General features: G+C 71.6%; 20 protein-coding genes. 12 read left to right on the top strand and 8 right to left on the bottom strand.

The genetic code is table 11. The features are described 5' to 3' along the window. Positions 1-23 precede the first annotated feature (23 nt). Positions 24-368: a rhodanese-like domain-containing protein gene (locus ACFYPA_RS15345; RefSeq protein WP_359082548.1), complete on the top strand. Its 345-nt coding sequence runs from the start codon at positions 24-26 to the stop codon at positions 366-368. Between the two features lie 88 nt (positions 369-456). Here ACFYPA_RS15345 and ACFYPA_RS15340 read toward each other — a convergent pair whose 3' ends face one another. From ACFYPA_RS15340 to paaA, 6 genes are all read right to left on the bottom strand, one after another. Further along, entirely contained in the window at positions 457-1656 is a 1200-nt protein-coding gene (locus ACFYPA_RS15340) for an acyl-CoA dehydrogenase family protein (RefSeq protein ID WP_389132102.1), read from the bottom strand. Between the two features lie 132 nt (positions 1657-1788). After that, positions 1789-2847, bottom strand: coding sequence for a 2Fe-2S iron-sulfur cluster-binding protein (locus ACFYPA_RS15335; protein ID WP_359312858.1), 1059 nt, complete (start codon positions 2845-2847; stop codon positions 1789-1791). After that, entirely contained in the window at positions 2848-3366 is a 519-nt protein-coding gene (gene paaD / locus ACFYPA_RS15330) for a 1,2-phenylacetyl-CoA epoxidase subunit PaaD (protein WP_359348701.1), read from the bottom strand. Next, positions 3360-4061 carry a 1,2-phenylacetyl-CoA epoxidase subunit PaaC gene (paaC, locus tag ACFYPA_RS15325; RefSeq protein ID WP_359312854.1) on the bottom strand — a complete coding sequence of 234 codons (702 nt, stop codon included), beginning with the start codon at positions 4059-4061 and terminating at the stop codon, positions 3360-3362. Before paaC ends, paaD begins: the two co-directional genes overlap by 7 nt. Beyond that, entirely contained in the window at positions 4058-4348 is a 291-nt protein-coding gene (gene paaB / locus ACFYPA_RS15320; RefSeq protein ID WP_219572877.1) for a 1,2-phenylacetyl-CoA epoxidase subunit PaaB, read from the bottom strand. Before paaB ends, paaC begins: the two co-directional genes overlap by 4 nt. After that, positions 4345-5403: a 1,2-phenylacetyl-CoA epoxidase subunit PaaA gene (gene paaA / locus ACFYPA_RS15315; RefSeq protein ID WP_359312851.1), complete on the bottom strand. Its 1059-nt coding sequence runs from the start codon at positions 5401-5403 to the stop codon at positions 4345-4347. The genes paaB and paaA overlap by 4 nt, the downstream gene beginning before the upstream one ends. Positions 5404-5517: 114 nt before the next feature. Here paaA and ACFYPA_RS15310 point away from each other — a divergent pair, with 114 nt between their 5' ends. From ACFYPA_RS15310 to ACFYPA_RS15300, 3 genes are read left to right on the top strand one after another with little or no spacing between them, the layout of a single operon-like run. Beyond that, complete coding sequence (locus tag ACFYPA_RS15310; protein ID WP_389132098.1) at positions 5518-6462, top strand: DUF5819 family protein; 945 nt, start codon at positions 5518-5520, stop codon at positions 6460-6462. After that, a complete protein-coding gene (locus ACFYPA_RS15305; protein ID WP_389132095.1) occupies positions 6459-7763 on the top strand; it encodes an HTTM domain-containing protein in 1305 nt (434 codons plus the stop codon). Before ACFYPA_RS15310 ends, ACFYPA_RS15305 begins: the two co-directional genes overlap by 4 nt. Continuing rightward, positions 7760-8488, top strand: coding sequence for a TrmH family RNA methyltransferase (locus ACFYPA_RS15300; protein WP_389132092.1), 729 nt, complete (start codon positions 7760-7762; stop codon positions 8486-8488). The genes ACFYPA_RS15305 and ACFYPA_RS15300 overlap by 4 nt, the downstream gene beginning before the upstream one ends. A gap of 104 nt (positions 8489-8592) precedes the next feature. Here the strand turns inward: ACFYPA_RS15300 and paaN are convergent, their stop codons facing one another. Continuing rightward, entirely contained in the window at positions 8593-10293 is a 1701-nt protein-coding gene (gene paaN / locus ACFYPA_RS15295; RefSeq protein ID WP_359348710.1) for a phenylacetic acid degradation protein PaaN, read from the bottom strand. Between the two features lie 153 nt (positions 10294-10446). Here paaN and ACFYPA_RS15290 point away from each other — a divergent pair, with 153 nt between their 5' ends. Beyond that, on the top strand, positions 10447-11040 hold the full coding sequence (locus ACFYPA_RS15290) for a TetR/AcrR family transcriptional regulator (protein WP_359082540.1): 594 nt from the start codon (positions 10447-10449) through the stop codon (positions 11038-11040). Between the two features lie 30 nt (positions 11041-11070). Here ACFYPA_RS15290 and ACFYPA_RS15285 read toward each other — a convergent pair whose 3' ends face one another. Next, entirely contained in the window at positions 11071-11577 is a 507-nt protein-coding gene (locus ACFYPA_RS15285; RefSeq protein WP_389132153.1) for an Lrp/AsnC family transcriptional regulator, read from the bottom strand. Between the two features lie 262 nt (positions 11578-11839). Here ACFYPA_RS15285 and pdhA point away from each other — a divergent pair, with 262 nt between their 5' ends. The 7 genes from pdhA (at position 11840) to ACFYPA_RS15250 (ending at position 20349) form a co-directional block, all read left to right on the top strand. Further along, a complete protein-coding gene (gene pdhA, locus ACFYPA_RS15280; protein ID WP_359082538.1) occupies positions 11840-13012 on the top strand; it encodes a pyruvate dehydrogenase (acetyl-transferring) E1 component subunit alpha in 1173 nt (390 codons plus the stop codon). Continuing rightward, positions 13009-14040: an alpha-ketoacid dehydrogenase subunit beta gene (locus tag ACFYPA_RS15275; protein ID WP_359082537.1), complete on the top strand. Its 1032-nt coding sequence runs from the start codon at positions 13009-13011 to the stop codon at positions 14038-14040. The genes pdhA and ACFYPA_RS15275 overlap by 4 nt, the downstream gene beginning before the upstream one ends. Then, positions 14040-15407: a dihydrolipoamide acetyltransferase family protein gene (locus ACFYPA_RS15270; RefSeq protein ID WP_389132089.1), complete on the top strand. Its 1368-nt coding sequence runs from the start codon at positions 14040-14042 to the stop codon at positions 15405-15407. Before ACFYPA_RS15275 ends, ACFYPA_RS15270 begins: the two co-directional genes overlap by 1 nt. Before the next feature lie 224 nt (positions 15408-15631). After that, entirely contained in the window at positions 15632-16480 is an 849-nt protein-coding gene (locus tag ACFYPA_RS15265) for an NTP transferase domain-containing protein (RefSeq protein ID WP_389132087.1), read from the top strand. Beyond that, positions 16477-18090: a molybdopterin molybdotransferase MoeA gene (locus tag ACFYPA_RS15260; protein WP_389132086.1), complete on the top strand. Its 1614-nt coding sequence runs from the start codon at positions 16477-16479 to the stop codon at positions 18088-18090. The genes ACFYPA_RS15265 and ACFYPA_RS15260 overlap by 4 nt, the downstream gene beginning before the upstream one ends. Positions 18091-18110: 20 nt before the next feature. Further along, positions 18111-19184, top strand: coding sequence for a potassium channel family protein (locus ACFYPA_RS15255; protein ID WP_359082708.1), 1074 nt, complete (start codon positions 18111-18113; stop codon positions 19182-19184). 175 nt (positions 19185-19359) lie between these two features. Next, complete coding sequence (locus tag ACFYPA_RS15250; protein WP_359312837.1) at positions 19360-20349, top strand: NAD(P)H-quinone oxidoreductase; 990 nt, start codon at positions 19360-19362, stop codon at positions 20347-20349. The last annotated feature ends 76 nt before the right edge of the window (positions 20350-20425 follow it).

Here is a 20425-nt window from a genome sequence, read left to right as displayed (position 1 = left end):
GTTCACGAGAGAAGGCATGACCCATGAATTTCGCCCCGCTTCCCGCGGTCGACGTCACGGCGGTGCCGGCGGACGGCTTCGTGCTGGACGTCCGGGAGGACGAAGAATGGGCGGGCGGGCACGTCGACGGCGCCCTGCACATTCCGATGAGCGACTTCGTGGGCCGGTTCGGTGAGCTGACCGAGGCGGTGGAGGACGGCCGGCGCGTGCACGTGATGTGCCGGGTCGGTGGCCGGTCCGCCCAGGTCACCCAGTACCTGGTGCAGCAGGGCATCGACGCCGTGAACATCGACGGCGGCATGCTGGCGTGGGACGGCGCGGGACGGCCGATGGTCACCGACAACGGCGCCCCCGCCTTCGTGGTCTGACCTCGTCGCCCGACTTGCCGGGCGCGGGAGGCCGGGCCTGGGCGCGGCCTCGGCGCGTCGCGGCTGTCCGGTGGGGCCTCGGGTGGTGTCAGTCGAGGCGGTGAGCGGCCAGCAGGTCGCCCAGAGCCTCCTCGTGGGCCGCTGCCGGGCCGAGGGAGAGCTCGATCTGCTTGGCCCAGGCATGGAAGCGGTGCAGCGGGTAGTCGGTGTCCGCGCCGAAGCCGCCGTGCAGGTGCTGCGCCGTCTGCACGACCCGGCGGACCCCGTCGGATGCCCAGATCTTCGCCACAGCGACATCGCCTGCCGGTGGCAGGTCGCCCCTCCCTCCGACGGCGATCCTCCAGGCCGCCTGCCACAGGGTCACCTCCATGGCGCGCAGGTCGATGTAGCGGTCCGCGGCCTGCACGGCCACTGCCTGGAAGGTCGCGACGGGGAAGCCGAACTGTTCACGCTTGCCGGTGTACTGGCTCGTCATGGCCAGGACCGCCTCGCCGAGGCCCAGCGCGAGCGCGCACGTTCCGGTGGTGAGTACGGAGCGCAGCCATTCCCAGGCATCGGCGGCGTCGATCAGCCGGCGTGCCTCGATCCGGACCGCGCTCAGTCCTACCTCGCCGAAGAGCTCGCCGTTGGTGGAGACCTGATCGGCGATGGTGACACCGTCGTCGTCGCGGCGGACCAAGGCCAGTACCGCGCGGCCGTCCCCGGTGTGGGCGGGTACCGCGATCCAGTCCGCCGCCTGTGCCCACGGCACCCCCGACTGCACGCCGTCGAGTACCCAGCGGGTCCCGGCGCCGTTCCTGTCGCTGTCGCTGTCGCTGTCGCTGTCGCTGTCGCTGTCGCTGTCGCTCGCGCCGTCCGGCCGTGCGGTGACGGCGAGTTCGGCAGGATCGTGGCCGGTGCGGCCGTTGGCGCCGACCGTGAGGAGGAGGTCCCCCCGGCCGATGCGTGGCAGCAGTTCGGCCGCAAGGCCCCGGTCACCGTAACGCTGGAGCGCCATCGCGACCGCGCACGTCTCCAGCAGCGGAACCCGGGCCAGAACCTTCGCGGACTCGCGCAGCACCAGGCACAGCGCGACCAGATCGAGGCCGGCCCCGCCGTGCTCCGGCTCCAGCGTGAGGCTCAGCAGATCGCCGGTGGCCAGCCCGGCCCACAGCGGCCGGTCGATGTCCTCGGCCACCGCTCCCGGAACGAGCGCGGGGCTGGGCACCGCATCGGGCGCGACGCCCGAGAAGACCGCCCGAGCCGCCTCGGTGGCTGCCTGCTGTTCCTCGGTGAAGGTGAAGTCCACTGTCCTGGCCTCCCGCGAACCGCTGCGCCCGTACCCGGACCTGACGGAGCGTCAAGATAGAACAGGTTCTACAAGAAGGGAACAGTCCGGGCGGAGTACGGGGCGCCGGCGCCAGGGAGCCGCCGCCACGGATCAGCGGTCGAAGTCGAGCTCCACCTCCCCGGTCACCGGATGGGACTGGCAGGCCAGCACATACCCGGCGTCCGTCTCCTCAGGCTCCAGCGCGAAGTTGCGGTCCATTCGCACCTCGCCCGAGACCAGGAAGGCGCGGCAGGTGCCGCACACTCCGCCCTTGCAGGCGTACGGCGCGTCGGCACGGCTCCGCAGCACCGTCTCCAGCAGGGACTCGCCCTCCTGCACCGGCCATTCGCCCGAACGGCCGTCCAGGGTGGCCGTGAGCGTGCTGTGCGACGAGGCCTCGACCCGGGGCCGGGCGGATGCGTCCGGGCTGTCCGCGACGTGGAAGATCTCCTGGTGGATACGGGCGCGGTCGACACCCAGACCGTTCAGCGCCCCCTCGGCGGCCCGGACCAGGCCGAGCGGACCGCACAGGTACCAGCCCTGGATCTCGGCCACCGGGAGGAGCGCGGGCAGCAGTCCGGTGAGCCTTTCGCGATCGAGCCGGCCGGAGGGGAGGCCCGCCTGCTGTTCCTCCCGGGAGAGCGCCGTGACCAGCTGGAACCGGTCCGGGTACCGGTCCTTGAGGTCGGCGACCTCGTCCAGGAACATGGTCGAGGCGGCGGTCCGGTCGCTGCGGATCAGGCAGAACGAGGCGTTCGCCTCCCGGGCCAGCAGGGTCGCCGCGATGGACAGCACCGGGGTGATGCCGCTCCCGCCGACGATCGCCGCGAACTGCCCGGCGCGCGGTGCGAGCACGAAGCGGCCCATCGGCGGCATCGCCTCCACCTGGTCGCCGACCGCCAGTTCCTTGAGCGCGTACGTGGAGAACGCGCCGCCGTCGACGAGCCGGATGCCCACCCGGAGCGCGGGGTCGGCCGGCTGCTCGGTGGCCGGTGCGCAGATCGAGTACGAGCGCCGGATCTCTTCGCCGCCCACGGTGTAGCGGACATTGAGATGCTGGCCGGGTGTGTGGCGGAAGACTTCCCGGAGCTGCGGCGGCACGGCGAAGGTGACGGCCACCGCATCGTCCGTGAGCCGCTCGATCGCGCTGACCCGCAGCGGATGGAACATCTACAACTCCTTGAAGTGGTCGAACGGTTCGCGGCACGACACACAGCGGCGCAGTGCCTTGCAGGCGGTCGACGAGAAGCGGCTCAGAAGCTCCGTGTCGGTCGAGCCGCAGTGCGGACAGCGCACGGACAGGGCGAGGGGCACGGGCCCCGCGGAGGGTCCGGCCGAGGGCCCCGCGGCGTCGTGCGGCCGCGGGGGCGCTATGCCGAACTCGGCGAGCTTGCGCCGTCCTTCCGCACTGATGTCGTCCGTGGACCAGGCCGGGGCGAGGACGGTGACCACGGAGACCTCGGTCATGCCGTGGTCGTAAAGAACCCGCTCGATGTCCGCGGACATGGCACCTATCGCCGGGCAGCCGGTGTACGTCGGCGTGAGCCGCACCCTGACGCGGCCCGGTGCGAGCACCTCGACGCCCCGGAGAACGCCCAGCTCCTCCAAGGTCAGGACGGGCAGCTCCGGATCGGGGACGGCTCCCGCGAGGCTCCGCAGCTCCTCCTCCAACGGCGTCCAGGTCACCATGACGCCCCCGGATGGCTGCGGTGCAGGTGCTGCATCTCGGCGATCATCCGGCCGAAGGGCTCCGTGTGGATGCCCTGCCGTCCGACCCCGGCGGTCCAGGCACCGGTCTGCGGACCTGTGGGGACGGTCAGCGTGGCCCGTTCCAGCACGGTGGTGATGGAGTCCAGCCAGCGGCTGTGCAGGGCCTGCCAGTCCACGTCCACGCCTTCGACGGGCTGGAACAGCTCGCCGGTGTAGCGCCACAGGGCATCCACCCCTCGCTGCATGCGCTCGTGGCTGTCGGGCGTGCCGTCACCGAGGCGCAGGGTCCACTGCTCGGCGTGGTCCCGGTGGTAGGCGACCTCCTTGACGGCCTTGGCCGCCAGACCGGCGAATTCGCCGTCCCCCGCCGCCAGCTGTTCGTAGAGGCCGTGCTGGTGGACCGAGAAGTACAGCTGACGGGCGATGGTGTGGGCGAAGTCCCCGTTGGGCTGCTCGACCAGCTGGACGTTGCGGAAGGCGCGCTCCTCGCGCAGATACGCCAGCTCGTCCTCGTCGCCTGCCAGGGAGAGCAGGATCCGCGCCTGGCCCAGCAGGTCCAGGGCGATGTTGGCGAGGGCCACCTCCTCCTCCAGCACGGGGGCGTGGCCCGCCCACTCCCCCAGCCGGTGCGACAGCACCAGCGCGTCGTCGCCGAGGGCGAGGGCGGCGGTCACAGGTGCTTCACCCCGTCCGGGATCGCGTAGAACGTCGGGTGCCGGTAGGGCTTGTCACCCGCCGGTTCGAAGAACGTGTCCTTCTCGTCCGGTGAGGACGCCGTGATCTGGCTGGACGGCACCACCCAGAGGGAGACACCCTCGGAACGGCGCGTGTACAGGTCGCGTGCGTTGCGCAGGGCCATCTCGGCGTCCGGGGCGTGCAGACTGCCGGCGTGGGTGTGGGAGAGCCCGCGGCGGGAGCGCACGAACACCTCCCACAGCGGCCAGTCGGTCGAGCTGCTCATGCTGTCGCCTCCCCGTTCGGTACAGCCGTGTTCGCTGCGGCCGTGTTCGGTGCGTCGGTGCGGTCATCGGTGTGCTCGGCGGCGTGCTTCCGCGCGTATGCGGCGGCTGCGTCCCTGACCCAGGCGCCTTCCTCGTGCGCCCGGCGGCGCCGGCTGAGCCGTTCTTCGTTGCACGGCCCGTTGCCCTTCAGGACCTCCTGGAACTCCGTCCAGTCGATCGCCCCGAAATCGTGCTGACCGCGCTCCTCGTTCCACCGGAGGTCCGGGTCGGGGAGGGTGAGGCCGAGGACCTCGGCCTGCGGCACGCAGATGTCCACGAAGCGCTGCCGCAGCTCGTCGTTGGAATGCCGCTTGATCTTCCAGGTCATCGACTGGGCCGAATGCGACGAGGCGTCGTCCGGGGGGCCGAACATCATCAGGGACGGCCACCACCACCGGTCCACGGCGTCCTGGGCCATCTCGTGCTGCGCCGGTGTCCCCCGGCTGAGCGCGAGCAGCAGTTCGTAGCCCTGGCGCTGGTGGAAGGACTCCTCCTTGCAGATGCGGACCATGGCCCGGGCGTAGGGACCGTAGGAGCAGCGGCAGAGCGGGACCTGATTGGTGATCGCGGCGCCGTCCACGAGCCAGCCGATGGCGCCGACGTCCGCCCAGGTCAGGGTCGGGTAGTTGAAGATCGATGAATACCGCTGGCGGCCCGCGTGCAGCTTGTCGAGCAGTTCCTCGCGGCTCGTACCGAGGGTCTCCGCCGCGCTGTACAGATACAGCCCGTGGCCCGCCTCGTCCTGCACCTTGGCCATCAGGATGGCCTTGCGGCGCAGCGAGGGGGCGCGGGTGATCCAGTTGGCCTCCGGCTGCATGCCGATGATCTCGGAGTGCGCGTGCTGCGCCATTTGCCTGACCAGCGAGGCGCGGTAGGCGTCGGGCATCCAGTCGCGTGGCTCGATGCGCTCGTCGGCCGCCACCGCCGCGTCGAAGGCCGCCTCCAGGGCCCCGTCCGCCCCATCGGTCCTGCCTGCTGTCGCCTGCGCTGTCTGGCTCGCAGTCACTGCCGCCATCCCGGACTCCCTACCGACCGATCGTTCGGTTCAATGTCTTCAATGGTGAGTCTGCGGCCCGTAGGGTGTCAACCCTGTGGATAACTGACCGGGATCGACGGGGATCGGGGCGGGATGGATTCGTACGACGACGAGGGCGTCGGCGGTGGCGTCGGTGAGAGCGTCAGTGCGGGGGTCGAGAACGTCGGCGAGGGGGCCAGGAGCGAGGCAGTCCCCCCTACCAGGACGGTCCCCGAGCCCCGCGGCCATTCGGATTCCGATCCCGGGGGCGATTCCGGTGCCAGTGCAGTCGCCGTCGCCGGCGCCCGTGCCGGTGCCGATGTGGCCCCCGGCACGGATCCGGCTCCCCGTACAACTCCTGAGCCCTTTACCGGTCCTGGGCCCGGTACCGGTCCTGGGCCGCGCGTCGGTATGGCCGGGCTCTCGTACCCGTACCAGGTCGTCGCCGCTGTGGCGCTGTCGGTGATCGGCCTGATCGCCTGCGTCCAGCTGGCCATGGTGTTCCTGCACGTCGCCCCCTCCAACACGCTGACCAAGCAGCACGGCGAGGCGGTCGACCGATGGATCTACCCCGAGTTCGAGCAGAACTGGAAGCTCTTCGCGCCCAATCCCCTGCAGCAGAACATCGCCGTGCACGTCCGCGCCGAGATATCCGGTCCGGACAAGCGACGGACCACCCCCTGGATGAGTCTCTCCGGCGAGGACGGCAAGGCGATACGCGGCAATCTGCTGCCCAGCCACGTCCAGCAGAACGAACTCCGCCGGGGCTGGGACTTCTACCTCGGCTCGCACGACACCCAGAACCGTGCCAACGGACTGCGCGGCGAACTCTCCGAGCAGTACGTCCGGCGCATCGTGATGCTGCGCCTCAGTGAGCACGACTACGGTGGCGACGTCCTGAGGATCCAGGTCCGGTCCGAGACCCGGTCCGTGGCGGCCCCCGAGTGGAGCGGCGAGAAGATCAGCACCAAACCGTCCTACCGGGTGCTGCCCTGGTGGACGATCACCGCCGCCGACCTGCCCGAGGGCTCGGCCACCTCCGAGGAGGCCGACCAGTGAGCACACCTGGCTCCGACCGCACGCTCGCCCGCGGCATCCAGCGCGTCACGGCCGCCTCCCTGGGCCCGTACCAGAGCGCAGTCGTCCGGATCGGCTTCGCCGCCACGTACCTCCTGTTCCTGCTGCGCGAGATTCCGCACCGGCACGAGATGTACGGCCCCGACGCCCCGTGGCGCTGGGACATGGCGCAGCAGCTCATCTCCGGCAACCAGGCCTTCACCACGCTGATGTGGTCGGACAGCACCATCTGGTTCGAGATCGTGTACGCGCTCGCGCTGGTCGCCGCCGCGCTGCTGATGGTGGGCTGGCACACCCGGGCCATGTCCGTCCTCTTCATGGCCGGTGTGCTGTCCCTGCAGAACCGCAGCATCTTCATGGGGGACGGCGGCGACAACGTCATCCACCTCATGGCGATCTACCTGGTGCTGACCCGGTGCGGGCAGGTCTGGTCCCTGGACGCCCGCCGTGCACGGCGTTCGGCCGATGGAGAATCCCGCGCGGGCGCTGTCGTCGGTCCGCTGCTGTGGGTGGCCCTCGGCGCGGTCCTCTTCGGGGCCACGGTGACGGACAGCCTGGGCGGCACCACCTGGCTGCCGGTCTTCTTCTGGGTCCTGTGGATCGGCCATGGTGTCTGGTGGGCCGTGAACCGGTACGCACCGGACAGCGAGCCGCGCACCCTGCTCGACGTCATAGCCAACCTCGCTCACAACGCCACGCTCGTCGTGATCATGGCCGAGGTCTGTCTGATCTACGCCACCGCGGGCTGGTACAAGATCCAGGGTTCACGCTGGCAGGACGGCACCGCGCTGTACTACCCGCTCAACCTCGACTACTTCACGCCCTGGCCCGGCCTCTCGGCCCTTCTCGCGTCGAGCGGGCTGATGGTGATGGTGCTGACGTACGCCACGGTCATCGTGCAGGTCGCCTTCCCGTTCACCCTGTTCAACCGGCGCGTCAAGAACGTGCTGCTCGTCGTGATGATCTGCGAGCACGCGGGCATCGCCCTGCTGCTGGGACTTCCCTTCTTCTCGATGGCCATGATCGCCGCGGACGCCGTCTTCCTGCCGACCGTCTTCCTGGTGTGGCTCGGAGGCAGGACGGTGCTCGGGCGGGATCTGCTGCTCAGGCGGGGCAAGGTGCCGGGGCCGCGGGATGGCGCGGCTGCGGATGCGGCTGCTGCCGGCGCGGATGGTGCGGGTGCGGAGGCCGGTGCGGGCAGGGTTGCCGGTGCCGGTGCCGGTGCTGAGGACCGGGAGCCACCGCAGCGCCGTGACGACGAGGGCCATACGCTCGTCGGGTGAGCAGCGAGACAGGCACTACAGGCAGCAGCACCGATGGTGCGGGCGTGGCGGCGGACCCGCCCGCGGCGTCGGCGACGGGCGAGCCGGCGCAGTACGACGAGGGATTCGGTACGGAGATCGGCGTCGGGCCGCACCCGCTGCCCTGGCCGGAGGGCGGGCGGTACGACCCCGAGCTGCTCGCCCACGGCGACCGGCGCAACGTGGGCGATGAGTACCGCTACTGGGCCCGGGAAGCGATCGTCGCCGATCTCGATCTGCGACGGCACGACTTTCATGTGGCGGTGGAGAACTGGGGCCACGACTTCAACATCGGCTCCGTCGTACGCACCGCGAACGCCTTCCTCGCCAAGGAGGTGCACATCGTGGGGCGGCGGCGCTGGAATCGCCGCGGAGCGATGGTCACCGACCGCTACCAGCACGTCCGTCACCACTCGGACACCGCGGAGCTGACGGCCTGGGCGGCGGCCGAAGGGCTGCCGATCATCGGCATCGACAATCTGCCGGGCGCGGTGCCGCTGGAGCGGACCGAGCTGCCGCGGCGGTGTGTGCTGCTCTTCGGTCAGGAGGGGCCCGGGCTGACCGAGGAGGCCCGCGAGCACGCCTCGATGGTGTGTTCGATCGCGCAGTTCGGGTCCACACGGTCGATCAACGCGGGAGCTGCGGCGGCGATCGCGATGCATGCGTGGGTGCAGCGGTATGCGGAGATTTCCGGGGGCCGGGCGTAGCGGTGCAGCGGCGGAGTGGGGGCGGGCGGGGGCGCCTGCGGCGAGCTCGTCCCCTGCCCGCCCCTTTCCCGTGACGTGAGCGGGGGCTCCGCCCCCGAGGGGTGTCAGCGTTGGCGGCGGACTTCTACCGTGCGGAAGCGGTTGGAGACGAAAGCGCCGTCGCACAGTGCCGCGTTCGCCGCCGGGTTCCCTCCCGAGCCGTGGAAGTCGGAGAAGGCCGCCGTCTGGTTGACGTACACCCCGCCGGTCAGATTGAGAGAGAGCTGGGCCGACTCGTCCAGGCAGACGTCCTCCACCGCGCGTTCCACCTCCGGTGAGGTGGTGTAGGCGCCGACCGTCATCGCCCCCTTGTCGCGGATGGTGCGACGCAGCAGCTCCACCGCGTCCGCCGTCGAATCGACCGCGACCGCGAACGAGACCGGGCCGAAGCACTCCGAGAGGTAGGGCGCGTCCTCGTCCGGCTTGCTGCCGTCGAGCTTGACGATCAGCGGCGTACGCACGACCGCCTCGGGGAAGTCGGGATGGGTCACCTCCCGCGACGGCAGAGCCACCTCACCCAGTTGCGCGGCCGACTCCAGGCGGGCCCTCACGTCGGGGTTGACCAGGGCGCCGAGCAGGCCGTTCGCCCGGGCGTCGTCGCCCAGGAGTCCGGTGACGGCGGCGGCGATGTCGGTGACCACGTCGTCGTACGACTTGTCGCCGACGTCCGTCGTGATGCCGTCCCGGGGGATCAGGAGGTTCTGCGGGGTGGTGCACATCTGGCCGCTGTAGAGGGAGAACGAGAACGCCAGGTTCCCCAGCATGCCGCGGTAGTCGTCCGTGGAGTCGAGGACGATCGTGTTGACCCCGGCCTTCTCCGTGTACACCTGCGCCTGGCGGGCGTTGGCCTCCAGCCAGTCACCGAACGCGGTGGAGCCGGTGTAGTCGATGATCCTGATCTCCGGGCGGACCGCCAGGGTCTTGGCGATGCCCTCGCCCGGACGCTCGGCGGCCAGGGCGACCAGGTTGGGGTCGAAGCCCGCTTCGACGAGCACCTCACGTGCCAGCTGAACGGTGAGGGCCAGCGGGAGAACCGCCCGGGGGTGCGGCTTGACCAGGACCGGGTTGCCTGTGGCGAGGGAGGCGAAGAGGCCCGGGTAGCCGTTCCAGGTGGGGAAGGTGTTGCAGCCGATCAGCAGTGAGATGCCGCGTCCGGCCGCGGTGAACGTCTTGTGCAGGTCGATCGGATCGCGCTTGCCCTGCGGCTTGGACCAGTCGGCGGTCCGGGGCGCGCGCATCTGCTCCTCGTACGCATACGCCACCGCCTCCAGGCCGCGGTCCTGGGCGTGCGGGCCGCCAGCCTGGAACGCCATCATGAAGGCCTGCCCGCTGGTGTGCATCACCGCGTGGCCGAACTCATGGGTGCGGGCGCTGATCCGCGCCAGGATCTCCAGGCAGACCAGGGCCCTGGTCTCCGGGCCGGCCTCGCGCCAGGCGGGGATGGCCGCGCGCATCGCCGGAAGCAGCACGTCGAGATCGGCGTGCGGATACTCGACGGCCAGCTCCGGACCGTACGGAGAGATCTCGCCGCCCGTCCAGCCGTCGGTTCCCGGCTGGTCCAGGTCCAGGCGGGTGTGCAGCACGGCGTCGAAGGCCGCCTTGCCCTCGGCGGCGCCCAGACTGCCGGGCGCGCCACCCTCGCCGTACGCCTTCGGGTGCTCGGGATGCGGCGACCAGTAGGCACGCGTACGGATCGCGTCGAGGGCCCGGTCGAGCGTGGGGCGGTGCTTCTCGGACAGCTGGTGCGGGGAGAGCTCGGCGGCCATGACGGACCAACTCCTCATCGAGCTGGGCAGGGACGGGCGGACAGAGTTAGAGTAACCGAACGATCGGTCGGGACAAGGGGGCCCACGAAACCTGTGGATAAGACCCGCCCCCCATTTGCCGGTCGGTCCGACTCGTAGGGGAGGATCGCGGGCATGACCACGGCCAAGCGGGACACGTATACCCCGGAGACTCTGCTCACCGTCGCTGTCCGTGTCTTCAACGAGCGAGGCTACGACGGCACCTCGATGGAGCACCTGTCGAAGGCGGCGGGTATCTCGAAATCGTCCATCTACCACCATGTCGCCGGCAAGGAAGAACTGCTGCGGCGGGCGGTGAGCCGGGCGCTGGACGGGCTCTTCGGCATCCTCGACGAGCCGGGCGCGACGCGGGGCCGTGCGATCGAGCGCGTCGAATACGTCACGCGTCGCACCGTCGAGGTGCTGATAGCCGAACTGCCCTACGTCACGCTGCTGCTGCGCGTGCGGGGCAACACGAAGACCGAGCGCTGGGCCCTGGAGCGGCGGCGCGAGTTCGACCAGCGCGTGGCCGACCTGCTCAAGGCGGCGGTCGCGGACGGTGACCTCCGCTCCGACGTGGACATACGGCTTGCGACGCGGCTGCTGTTCGGGATGGTCAATTCGCTCGTGGAGTGGTTCCGTCCGCTGCCGGACGGCGGCGCGGAGGGCGAGCGGCTCGCCGACACCGTCGTGCAGCTGGCGTTCGACGGTATGAAGTCCAGCCGCTGAGCCGACGGCCGACGGTCGGGGCATACCCGCTCAGGTGAGTTCCGGGGGCCGGTCGGAGCCCGGGGCCAGGTCCGTCTCCTCGAACACCAGCAGGGTACGCGTGGACAGCACCTCCGGAATGGCCTGGATCCTGGTCAGGACCAGCTCGCGCAGCGACCGGTTGTCCGGGGTGTGCACCAGCAGCAGTACGTCGAAATCGCCGCTGACCAGCGCGATGTGCGTCGCTCCGGGCAGCGCCTGGAGCTGCTCCCGCACGGTGCGCCAGGAATTCTGGACGATCTTGAGCGTGATGTACGCGGAGGCGCCCTGCCCCGCACGCTCATGGTTCACCCGTGCGCTGAAGCCGCGGATCACGCCGTCCTCGATGAGCCGGTTGATCCGGGCGTAGGCGTTGGCCCGCGATACGTGGACGCGGTCGGCCACCGACCGTATCGAGGCGCGGCCGTCCGTCTGGAGCAGTCGGAGGATGGCGAGGTCGATGGAGTCGAGCGGGCGTGCCGGGGGAATCCGGCCGGGCTCCTCGCCCCCCTCGGCCATTTGTTCAGCTGCCATGTTCCCGTGCCTCCCCGTCCTGGACGACCTGTCCCCATCCCAGGCTGTGGAGAACCGTTTGTCCACAGGCTGACGGTGCCTGTAGCCAAAATGCGCTCGCGACCGAACAATCGGTAGGTGAGACGCACCACATGTGGCGCCTCGCACGGCTTTCGCTGTTTCGACACATATCAACACCCCTCGGCACCGGGCACCCCGGTGCCGCCAGATGTCGCTCGATACCCCTCGACGCCAGGAGGTGCTTGTCATGACGGTCCAAGAGCTGCCCGGCGCGGCCGCCTACCGGCCCACGCCGCCCCCGGCCTGGAAGCCGCTCACCGATCCCGCGCCCCTGCTCCCGGACCCCGAGCCGTACCGCGTGCTCGGTACGGACGCCGTGGCCGACGCGGACCCCGAGCTGCTGCTGCGGCTCTACGCCCAGCTCGTGCGCGGCCGGCGGTACAACGCACAGGCGACGGCGCTCACCAAGCAGGGCCGGCTCGCCGTCTATCCGTCGAGCACCGGGCAGGAGGCCTGCGAGATCGCGGCCGCCCTGGTGCTGGAGGAGCGGGACTGGCTCTTCCCCAGCTACCGCGACACACTCGCGGCCGTGGCGCGGGGACTGGACCCGGTCGAGGCCCTGACCCTGCTGCGCGGCGACCGGCACACCGGGTACGACCCGCGCGAGCACCGCATCGCGCCCCTGTGCACCCCGCTCGCCACCCAGTTGCCGCATGCCGTGGGCCTGGCCCACGCGGCGCGGCTGAAGGGGGACGACGTGGTGGCGCTCGCCATGGTCGGTGACGGCGGCACCAGTGAGGGCGATTTCCACGAGGCGCTGAACTTCGCGGCCGTCTGGCGGGCCCCGGTCGTCTTCCTCGTCCAGAACAACGGCTTCGCCATCTCCGTCCCCCTGGCCAAGCAGACCGCGGCACCGTCCCTCGCCCACAAGGCCGTGGGGTACGGGATGCCCGGCCGGCTGGTCGACGGCAACGACGCCGCCGCCGTGCACCAGGTGCTCTCCGAGGCCGTGGCGCGGGCGAGGAGCGGCGGCGGCCCGACGCTCGTGGAGGCCGTCACCTACCGCATGGACGCGCACACGAACGCCGACGACGCCACGCGCTACCGCGGGGACAGCGAGGTCGAGGCATGGCGGGCCCACGATCCGGTCCAGCTCCTGGAGCGCGAGCTGACCGGACGCGGCCTGCTCGACGACGACGGCATCGAGGAGGCGCGCGTGGCGGCGGAGCAGATGGCGGCGCAGCTCAGGGACCGGATGAACGCGGACCCGGTGCTCGACCCGATGGATCTCTTCGCCCATGTCTACGCGGAGCAGACGACACAGCTGCGCGAGCAGGCGGCCCGGCTCAGGGTCGAGCTGGACGCGGAGCACGATCAGCCCGACCAGCAGAGCACGGACGACAGGGGTGCAGGGCGATGACCACCGCAGCGGCCACGGCCGGAGAGCGGACGGCGAAGGCCAAGCCCGCCACCATGGCCCAGGCACTGGGGCGCGCTCTGCGCGACTCGATGGCCGAGGACCCGTCGGTGCACGTCCTCGGCGAGGACGTAGGGACGCTCGGTGGCGTCTTCAGGATCACCGACGGCTTGGCGAAGGAGTTCGGCGACGAGCGGTGCACGGACACCCCGCTGGCGGAGGCCGGCATCCTCGGGGCGGCCGTCGGCATGGCGATGTACGGGCTGCGCCCCGTGGTGGAGATGCAGTTCGACGCCTTCGCCTATCCGGCGTTCGAGCAGCTCATCAGCCACGTGGCCAAGATGCGGAACCGGACCGGGGGCGCGATGCCGCTGCCGATCACGGTCCGTGTTCCGTACGGCGGCGGCATCGGCGGCGTCGAGCACCACAGCGACTCCTCGGAGGCGTACTACATGGCGACCCCGGGTCTCCACGTCGTCACGCCCGCCACGGTCGAGGACGCGTACGGGCTGCTGAGGGCCTCGATCGCGTCCGACGACCCGGTGGTCTTCCTGGAGCCCAAGCGGCTCTACTGGTCGAAGGCGGACTGGTCGCCGCAGGCACCGGCCGCCGTCGAACCGATCGGGCGGGCGGTCGTGCGCCGCCCCGGACGCAGCGCGACGCTGATCACGTACGGACCGTCGCTGCCGGTCTGCCTGGAGGCGGCGCAGGCCGCCGTCGAGGAGGGCTGGGACCTCGAAGTCGTCGACCTGCGCTCGCTGGTGCCGTTCGACGACGAGACCGTCGCCGCGTCCGTGCGGCGCACCGGCCGTGCGGTCGTCGTCCACGAGTCCACCGGCTTCGGCGGGCCCGGCGGCGAGATCGCCGCCCGCATCACCGAGCGCTGCTTCCACCACCTGGAGGCGCCGGTGCTGCGCGTCGCCGGTTTCGACATCCCGTATCCGCCGCCGATGCAGGAGCGCCACCACCTGCCGGGCGTGGACCGGGTGCTCGACGCCGTCGCACGACTGCAGTGGGAGGCGGAGAACTGATGCCGCAGGTACTCGAATTCAAGCTGCCGGATCTCGGCGAGGGGCTGACCGAGGCGGAGATCGTGCGCTGGCTGGTGGAGGTCGGCGATGTCGTCGCCATCGATCAGCCGGTCGTCGAGGTCGAGACGGCCAAGGCGATGGTGGAGGTGCCGTGCCCGTACGGGGGCGTGGTGACCGCACGGTTCGGCGAGGAGGGGGGCGAACTCCCCGTCGGGGCGCCGCTGCTGACCGTCGCCGTCGGGACCGCGGAACCGTCGGGGACGATGACGGGATCCGGCTCCGGTGCGGGGCCGGCCTCCGGAGCGGCTGCTGGGGCGGAGCCGTCCGGGTCCGGGAACGTGCTGGTGGGGTACGGGACCGGGGCACCGCCTGTGCGGCGTCGGCGGGTCCGGCCGGAGGGCCTTTCGGCTCCCGCCGCGGTCCCCGCCCCTGCTGCCGTCGCACCCGGACCTGTCGCCGTCGTCTCCCCGCTGGTGCGCAAGCTCGCGCGGCAGCATGACCTGGATCTGCGGCAGCTCGCGGGGTCCGGGCCCGACGGGCTGATTCTGCGCGCCGATGTCGAGTCCGCCATCCGGTCGGTGCCGGCGGCGGCATCGACGTCACCGATGTCAGCAGCGTCATCAGCGCCGTCTTCTCAGGTGGTGCGGCCCGCGGTGACGGCCGGGGCCTCGACGGGTCCTGCCGGAGAGCGGATTCCGCTCCGCGGTGTACGGGGCGCTGTCGCCGACAAGCTGGCACGCAGCCGGCGTGAGATCCCCGACGCCACGTGCTGGGTGGACGCCGATGCCACCGAGCTGATGGCGGCCAGGGCGGCGATGAACGGTGCCGGTCCCAAGGTGTCGGTGCTGGCCCTGCTTGCCCGTATCTGCACGGCGGCCCTGGCCCGGTACCCCGAACTCAACTCCACGGTGGACATGGAGGCGCGCGAGATCGTGCGGCTGCCGGAGGTCCATCTCGGGTTCGCCGCGCAGACCGAGCGCGGACTGGTCGTCCCGGTCATCCGGGACGCGCAGACGCGCAACGCGGAGTCGGTCGGGGCGGAGATCGCCCGGCTGACCGAGGCGGCGAGGACCGGGTCGCTGACACCGGCGGAGCTGACCGGCGGCACGTTCACGCTCAACAACTACGGCGTGTTCGGGGTCGACGGATCGACGCCGATCATCAACCACCCGGAGGCGGCGATGCTCGGCGTCGGCCGGATCGTCCCCAAGCCGTGGGTGCACGAGGGCGAACTGGCCGTGCGACGCGTCGTCCAGCTCTCGCTGACCTTCGACCACCGGGTCTGCGACGGCGGTACGGCGGGAGGCTTCCTGCGCTACGTGGCCGACTGCGTGGAACAGCCGGCGGTACTGCTGCGGACGTTGTAGCCAGGGCGTCATAGCCGCGGCGTTCCGGACAGGGCGTCGCAGGGTGGGCGTTGTCGTTCGGCGGTTCCTCCCGGTACTCCCCGCTCCCCGTTCCAGTGCCTGTTCCGTTCCGGGCCGGACCGGGGAGCGGTGACCCACGGGAGCGGTGACCCACGGGGACCGGTGATCCACGGGAACGTGGACCGGGAGGATCCAGCGGACGGTGGGGCACGCATACTCGGGGCATGACCGCGTATGACGCCATCGTTCTCGCCGGAGGAGCCGCCAAGCGGCTCGGCGGTGCCGACAAGCCCGGGGTCCGGGTCGGCGGCCGCGCGCTGCTCGACCGGGTGCTCGGTGCGTGCGCCGGCGCCGGGGCCACTGTGGTGGTGGGGGGACGGCGGCCCACCGCGCGCGCGGTGACCTGGACGCGCGAAGAGCCGCAGGGCGGCGGCCCGTTGGCCGCGCTCGGTGCGGGGGTGCGGCACACCGCGGCTGAGCACGTGCTCGTGCTCTCCGCCGATCTGCCGTTCCTGGGCGCGGACACGGTGGGCGCGTTGCTGGACGCGGCCGGTCGGAGGGGTGTCGAGGGTGCTGTCTGCACCGACCCGGACGGCCGGGACCAGCCGCTGGTCGCCGTCTACCGCGCGGAGCCGCTGCGGCGGGAACTGGCTCTCATCGCCACCGAGCACGGCAGTCTGGCGGGTCTGCCCCTGCGGTTGCTCACCCACGAACTGAAGCTTTCCAGGGTGGCGGCGGACCCCCTGGCCTCCTTTGACTGCGACACCTGGGAGGACATCGCTTCGGCCCGGGCCCGGATCAGGGAGCATGGGACCGTGCTGGATGAATGGGTCACCGCAGTCAAGAACGAACTGGGCATCGAACTCGACGTCGACACCGGCGTCCTCCTCGACCTCGCCCGCGACGCCGCCCACGGCGTCGCCCGCCCCGCCGCGCCCCTGACGACCTTCCTGGTCGGCTACGCGGCGGCGAAGGCGAGCGGCGACGGCGGCGGCCCGGAGGCAGTGGCCGAGGCCGCCTCGAAGGCGGCCGCGCTCGCCCTCCGGTGGGCGGACGAGGCCGAGACGCCATGACGGGCGACAGCGGCGGGGCCCAGCGGCCGCCGGGCCCGGGCGGGCTCCCGTTGGCCAAGGACCGCAACAGCGCTGTCGACGCCGAGGCCGAAGAGGAGCGGGCCGTGGCGCAGGCCCTCGCTCTGGTCGGCCGACAGCCGCCGCCGGGGGCCGACGCGGGCGCGCGACCCGGGCCCCGCGCCTCGGACCGCTCCCGGAACCATGCCGACGACGCCCAGGCGACGAACCCGGGCCGGACCGGTGAGGCCGCCTCCTCGCCCCACAGGGCCGAGCGCTCCGCCGCACCCCACCGGGACCAGCCCGCCCCCCACGGCCGGCCGCACGCCCGTGCGACCCCGTGGGCCGAGGCTCGTGCCGTGGCCGCCAGGGCCGGGCGAGCCGTTCCTCCGTGTACGGTGCGGCTTCCCCTCGACCAGGCGCTCGGGCAGGTGCTCGCCGAGCCGCTCGCCGCGCTCACCGACCTGCCGTCCTTTGATACCTCCGCCATGGACGGCTGGGCCGTCGCCGGTCCGGGGCCGTGGACCATCCGTGCCGACGAGGGGATCCTCGCAGGTCACGCCGCCCCCGTCCCGCTCCCCGACGGCGACGCCGTCCGCATCGCCACGGGAGCGCGGATTCCGGCGGACGTCACCGCGGTCATCCGCAGCGAACACGCGCACGCCGACGAGTCCAAGGGGCTGCTGCACGCGCAGCGTCAGGTGCATCCCGGCCAGGACATCAGGCCGCGCGGCCAGGAATGCCGTTCGGGCGACCAGCTCCTGCCCGCCGGAACGCTGGTGACGCCCGCGGTCCTGGGACTCGCCGCAGCCGCCGGTTACGACGCTCTGCCGGCCCGGCCCCGGCCGCGCGTCGACGTCCTCGTCCTGGGCGACGAACTCCTCACGGCCGGGCTGCCGCACGACGGGCTGATCCGCGACGCACTCGGCCCGATGATCGGTCCCTGGCTGCGTGCTCTGGGCGCTGACGTCTCCGCACCCCGCCGCCTCGGCGACGACGCGGAGGCCCTCCGGCAGGCGATCACCGGTTCCGAGGCCGACCTGATCGTCACCACCGGCGGCACCGCCGCCGGGCCCGTCGACCATGTGCACCCCGTTCTGGCCCAGATCGGTGCCGAGCTGCTCGTCGACGGGGTCGCCGTGCGCCCCGGCCACCCCATGCTGCTGGCCCGGCTCGGCGCCCGGGGCCCGTATCTCGTCGGCCTGCCCGGCAATCCGCTCGCCGCGGTGTCGGGCCTGCTCACCCTGGCCGAGCCGCTGCTCAGGGAGCTGGCGGGCCGAACCGCCGAGGACCCCTACCGGGTGGCCATACGCGACGACGTGCACGGCCACCCGCACGACACCCGTCTGGTCCCCGTGGTCCACCGAGCAGGGGGTGCCCCTGATTCCGGCCCCTTTGATGCCGCGACTCACCCCGGCAGCGCGGGAACCGGTGGGGGCGTGGATCACGTCGTACCCCTGCATTACAACGGTCCTGCCATGCTGCGCGGCGTCGCCGCCGCGGACGGGCTGGCTGTTGTGGAGCCGGGCGGGGTACGGTCCGGCACCGAGGTGGAGATCCTCGATCTACCGTGGGCCCCGGCTACGCCGTGGACTGAAGGGTGTTTCACGTGAAACTTCCCGGCCATGACGCGATGGCCAGACGGGCCGACGAACAGGTCGTCCCCACCCGGGTGATGCTCCCGCGCCGGGTCGTCGACGGCCCGGCCCGTCAGGTCGCCAAGCGGCTGATCATGGCTCTGATGGTGCTTGCCGTCACGGTGCTGATCGTCTGGCTCGACCGCGACGGCTACCACGACGCGGCTGACGGCAAGGTCGACCTGCTGGACGCGGTGTACTACGCCACGGTCACGCTCTCCACCACCGGATACGGCGACATCACCCCGTACAGCGACAGCGCCCGGCTCGTGAACGTGCTGTTCGTGACACCGCTGCGCGTCCTCTTCCTCATCATCCTGGTCGGCACCACCCTCGAGGTCCTCACGGAACGGACCCGCGAGGACTTCCGGCTGAAGCGTTGGAGATCCAACTTGCGTGACCACACCGTCGTCGTCGGCTTCGGTACGAAGGGCCGTTCGGCGATCCAGACCCTCTGCGCCACCGGGCTGCGGAAGGACCAGATCGTCATCGTCGACCCGGCGTCCAAGGTGATAGAGGTCGCCAACGCCGAGGGCTTCACCGGCGTACTCGGGGACGCGACGCGCAGCGATGTGCTTCTGCGGGCCGAGCTGCAGAAAGCGCGTCAGATCATCATCGCCACCCAGCGCGACGACACGGCGGTTCTGGTCGCACTGACCGCGCGCCAGCTCAATCGTGGCGCGAAGATCGTCGCCGCGGTGCGCGAGGAGGAGAACGCTCCACTGCTCCGTCAGTCCGGCGCCGACGCCGTGATCACCAGCGCCAGCGCGGCAGGCCGGCTGCTCGGGCTCTCCGTGCTCAGCCCCAGCGCGGGCACGGTGATGGAGGACCTGATCCAGCAGGGCAGCGGTCTCGACCTGGTCGAACGGCCGGTGATAAAGGCCGAGGTGGGCAAGAACGTCCGCGAGACCGACGATCTCGTGGTCAACGTCCTGCGCGGGCACCGGCTGCTCGGGTACGACGATCCCGCGGCGAGCCCGCTGCAACTGACGGACCGGCTGATCACCATCGTGCGCGTCTCCAACGACCCGCCGGTCAACCACCCGCCGCAGACAGCCCCGCGCGCCTGACCGAGGCGAACCACCGACCGCTCCGCGTGGCCGCGGAGCGGGCCGGCCGCCACCCCCACGCCGCCCGCCCCGCGTCGCCTCGGGGCGGGCCGGCCCCCGCCCCGAACATCGACCGTCGCGCGCCGCACCACCGCACAGCGTGGCCGTCCACCGTCCACGGAGTAGCCTCGCGGCCATGTATGCGATCACGATCCCCGAACCCGGTGGCCCCGAGGCGCTCGTATGGGCCGAGGTGCCCGATCCCGTACCCGGCGAGGGTGAAGTCCTCGTCGATGTCGTGTCCAGCGCGGTCAACCGGGCCGACGTGCTCCAGCGGCAGGGCTTCTACAACCCGCCGTCCGGGGCCTCCCCCTACCCGGGTCTGGAGTGCGCGGGCCGCATCTCGGCCCTCGGCCCCGGTGTCGTCGGCTGGTCGGTCGGCGACGAGGTGTGCGGGCTCCTCGCGGGCGGCGGCTACGCGGAGAAGGTCGCCGTCCCCGCGGGCCAGTTGCTCCCCGTACCGGAGGGGCTGGACCTCACGCTCGCCGCGGCGCTGCCCGAAGTGACGTCCACCGTCTGGTCCAACGTGTTCATGGTGGCCCACCTGCGCCCCACCGAGACGCTGTTGGTGCACGGCGGGTCCAGTGGCATCGGCACGATGGCGATCCAGCTCGCCAAGGCGGTCGGTGCCCAGGTGGCCGTGACCGCCGGCGGACCCGAGAAGCTGGCGCGCTGCGCCGAGCTCGGCGCCGACATCCTGATCGACTACCGGGAGCAGGACTTCGTCGAGGAGGTCCGCAAGGCGACGGACGGGGCGGGTGCCGACGTCATCCTCGACATCATCGGAGCGAAGTACCTGGACCGGAACGTGCAGGCGCTCGCCGTCAACGGACGGCTCGCGATCATCGGTCTCCAGGGCGGCGCGAAGGGCGAGCTGAACCTCGGCGCCCTGCTGAACAAGCGGGCCGCCGTCACGGCGACATCGCTGCGCGGCCGCCCGCTCGCCGAGAAGGCCGCGATCGTCGCCGCCGTACGCGAGCACGTCTGGCCGCTGATCGCCGACGGTGTCGTCCGGCCGATCGTGGACCGCGTGCTGCCGATGCGGGACGCGGCAGAGGCGCACCGGGTGATGGAGTCCAGCACCCACGTCGGCAAGGTGCTCCTCCAGACGCACGCAACGGCCTGATCCCGCCCCGCGAGGCCCCGGCACGTGCGAAGGGCCCGGCACACGAGTGCCGGGCCCTTTCGCGTAATCGGGTGGA

This window comes from Streptomyces sp. NPDC005775, from assembly GCF_042871565.1.
In the GTDB taxonomy this organism is placed as follows: Bacteria; Actinomycetota; Actinomycetes; order Streptomycetales; family Streptomycetaceae; genus Streptomyces.
This window is presented reverse-complemented; position numbering and strand designations above follow the sequence as displayed.

Coding starts and splice junctions, on each gene's coding strand:
- ACFYPA_RS15250 (WP_359312837.1), top strand. CDS start 19,360: ATGTATGCGATCACGATCCCCGAACCCGGTGGCCCCGAGGCGCTCGTA.
- ACFYPA_RS15310 (WP_389132098.1), top strand. CDS start 5,518: ATGGATTCGTACGACGACGAGGGCGTCGGCGGTGGCGTCGGTGAGAGC.
- ACFYPA_RS15345 (WP_359082548.1), top strand. CDS start 24: ATGAATTTCGCCCCGCTTCCCGCGGTCGACGTCACGGCGGTGCCGGCG.
- ACFYPA_RS15275 (WP_359082537.1), top strand. CDS start 13,009: ATGACCACCGCAGCGGCCACGGCCGGAGAGCGGACGGCGAAGGCCAAG.
- ACFYPA_RS15290 (WP_359082540.1), top strand. CDS start 10,447: ATGACCACGGCCAAGCGGGACACGTATACCCCGGAGACTCTGCTCACC.
- paaA (WP_359312851.1), bottom strand. CDS start 5,403: ATGGCGGCAGTGACTGCGAGCCAGACAGCGCAGGCGACAGCAGGCAGG.
- ACFYPA_RS15265 (WP_389132087.1), top strand. CDS start 15,632: ATGACCGCGTATGACGCCATCGTTCTCGCCGGAGGAGCCGCCAAGCGG.
- ACFYPA_RS15255 (WP_359082708.1), top strand. CDS start 18,111: ATGGCCAGACGGGCCGACGAACAGGTCGTCCCCACCCGGGTGATGCTC.
- ACFYPA_RS15335 (WP_359312858.1), bottom strand. CDS start 2,847: ATGTTCCATCCGCTGCGGGTCAGCGCGATCGAGCGGCTCACGGACGAT.
- paaB (WP_219572877.1), bottom strand. CDS start 4,348: ATGAGCAGCTCGACCGACTGGCCGCTGTGGGAGGTGTTCGTGCGCTCC.
- paaD (WP_359348701.1), bottom strand. CDS start 3,366: ATGGTGACCTGGACGCCGTTGGAGGAGGAGCTGCGGAGCCTCGCGGGA.
- ACFYPA_RS15285 (WP_389132153.1), bottom strand. CDS start 11,577: ATGGCCGAGGGGGGCGAGGAGCCCGGCCGGATTCCCCCGGCACGCCCG.
- ACFYPA_RS15260 (WP_389132086.1), top strand. CDS start 16,477: ATGACGGGCGACAGCGGCGGGGCCCAGCGGCCGCCGGGCCCGGGCGGG.
- ACFYPA_RS15270 (WP_389132089.1), top strand. CDS start 14,040: ATGCCGCAGGTACTCGAATTCAAGCTGCCGGATCTCGGCGAGGGGCTG.
- pdhA (WP_359082538.1), top strand. CDS start 11,840: ATGACGGTCCAAGAGCTGCCCGGCGCGGCCGCCTACCGGCCCACGCCG.
- paaN (WP_359348710.1), bottom strand. CDS start 10,293: ATGGCCGCCGAGCTCTCCCCGCACCAGCTGTCCGAGAAGCACCGCCCC.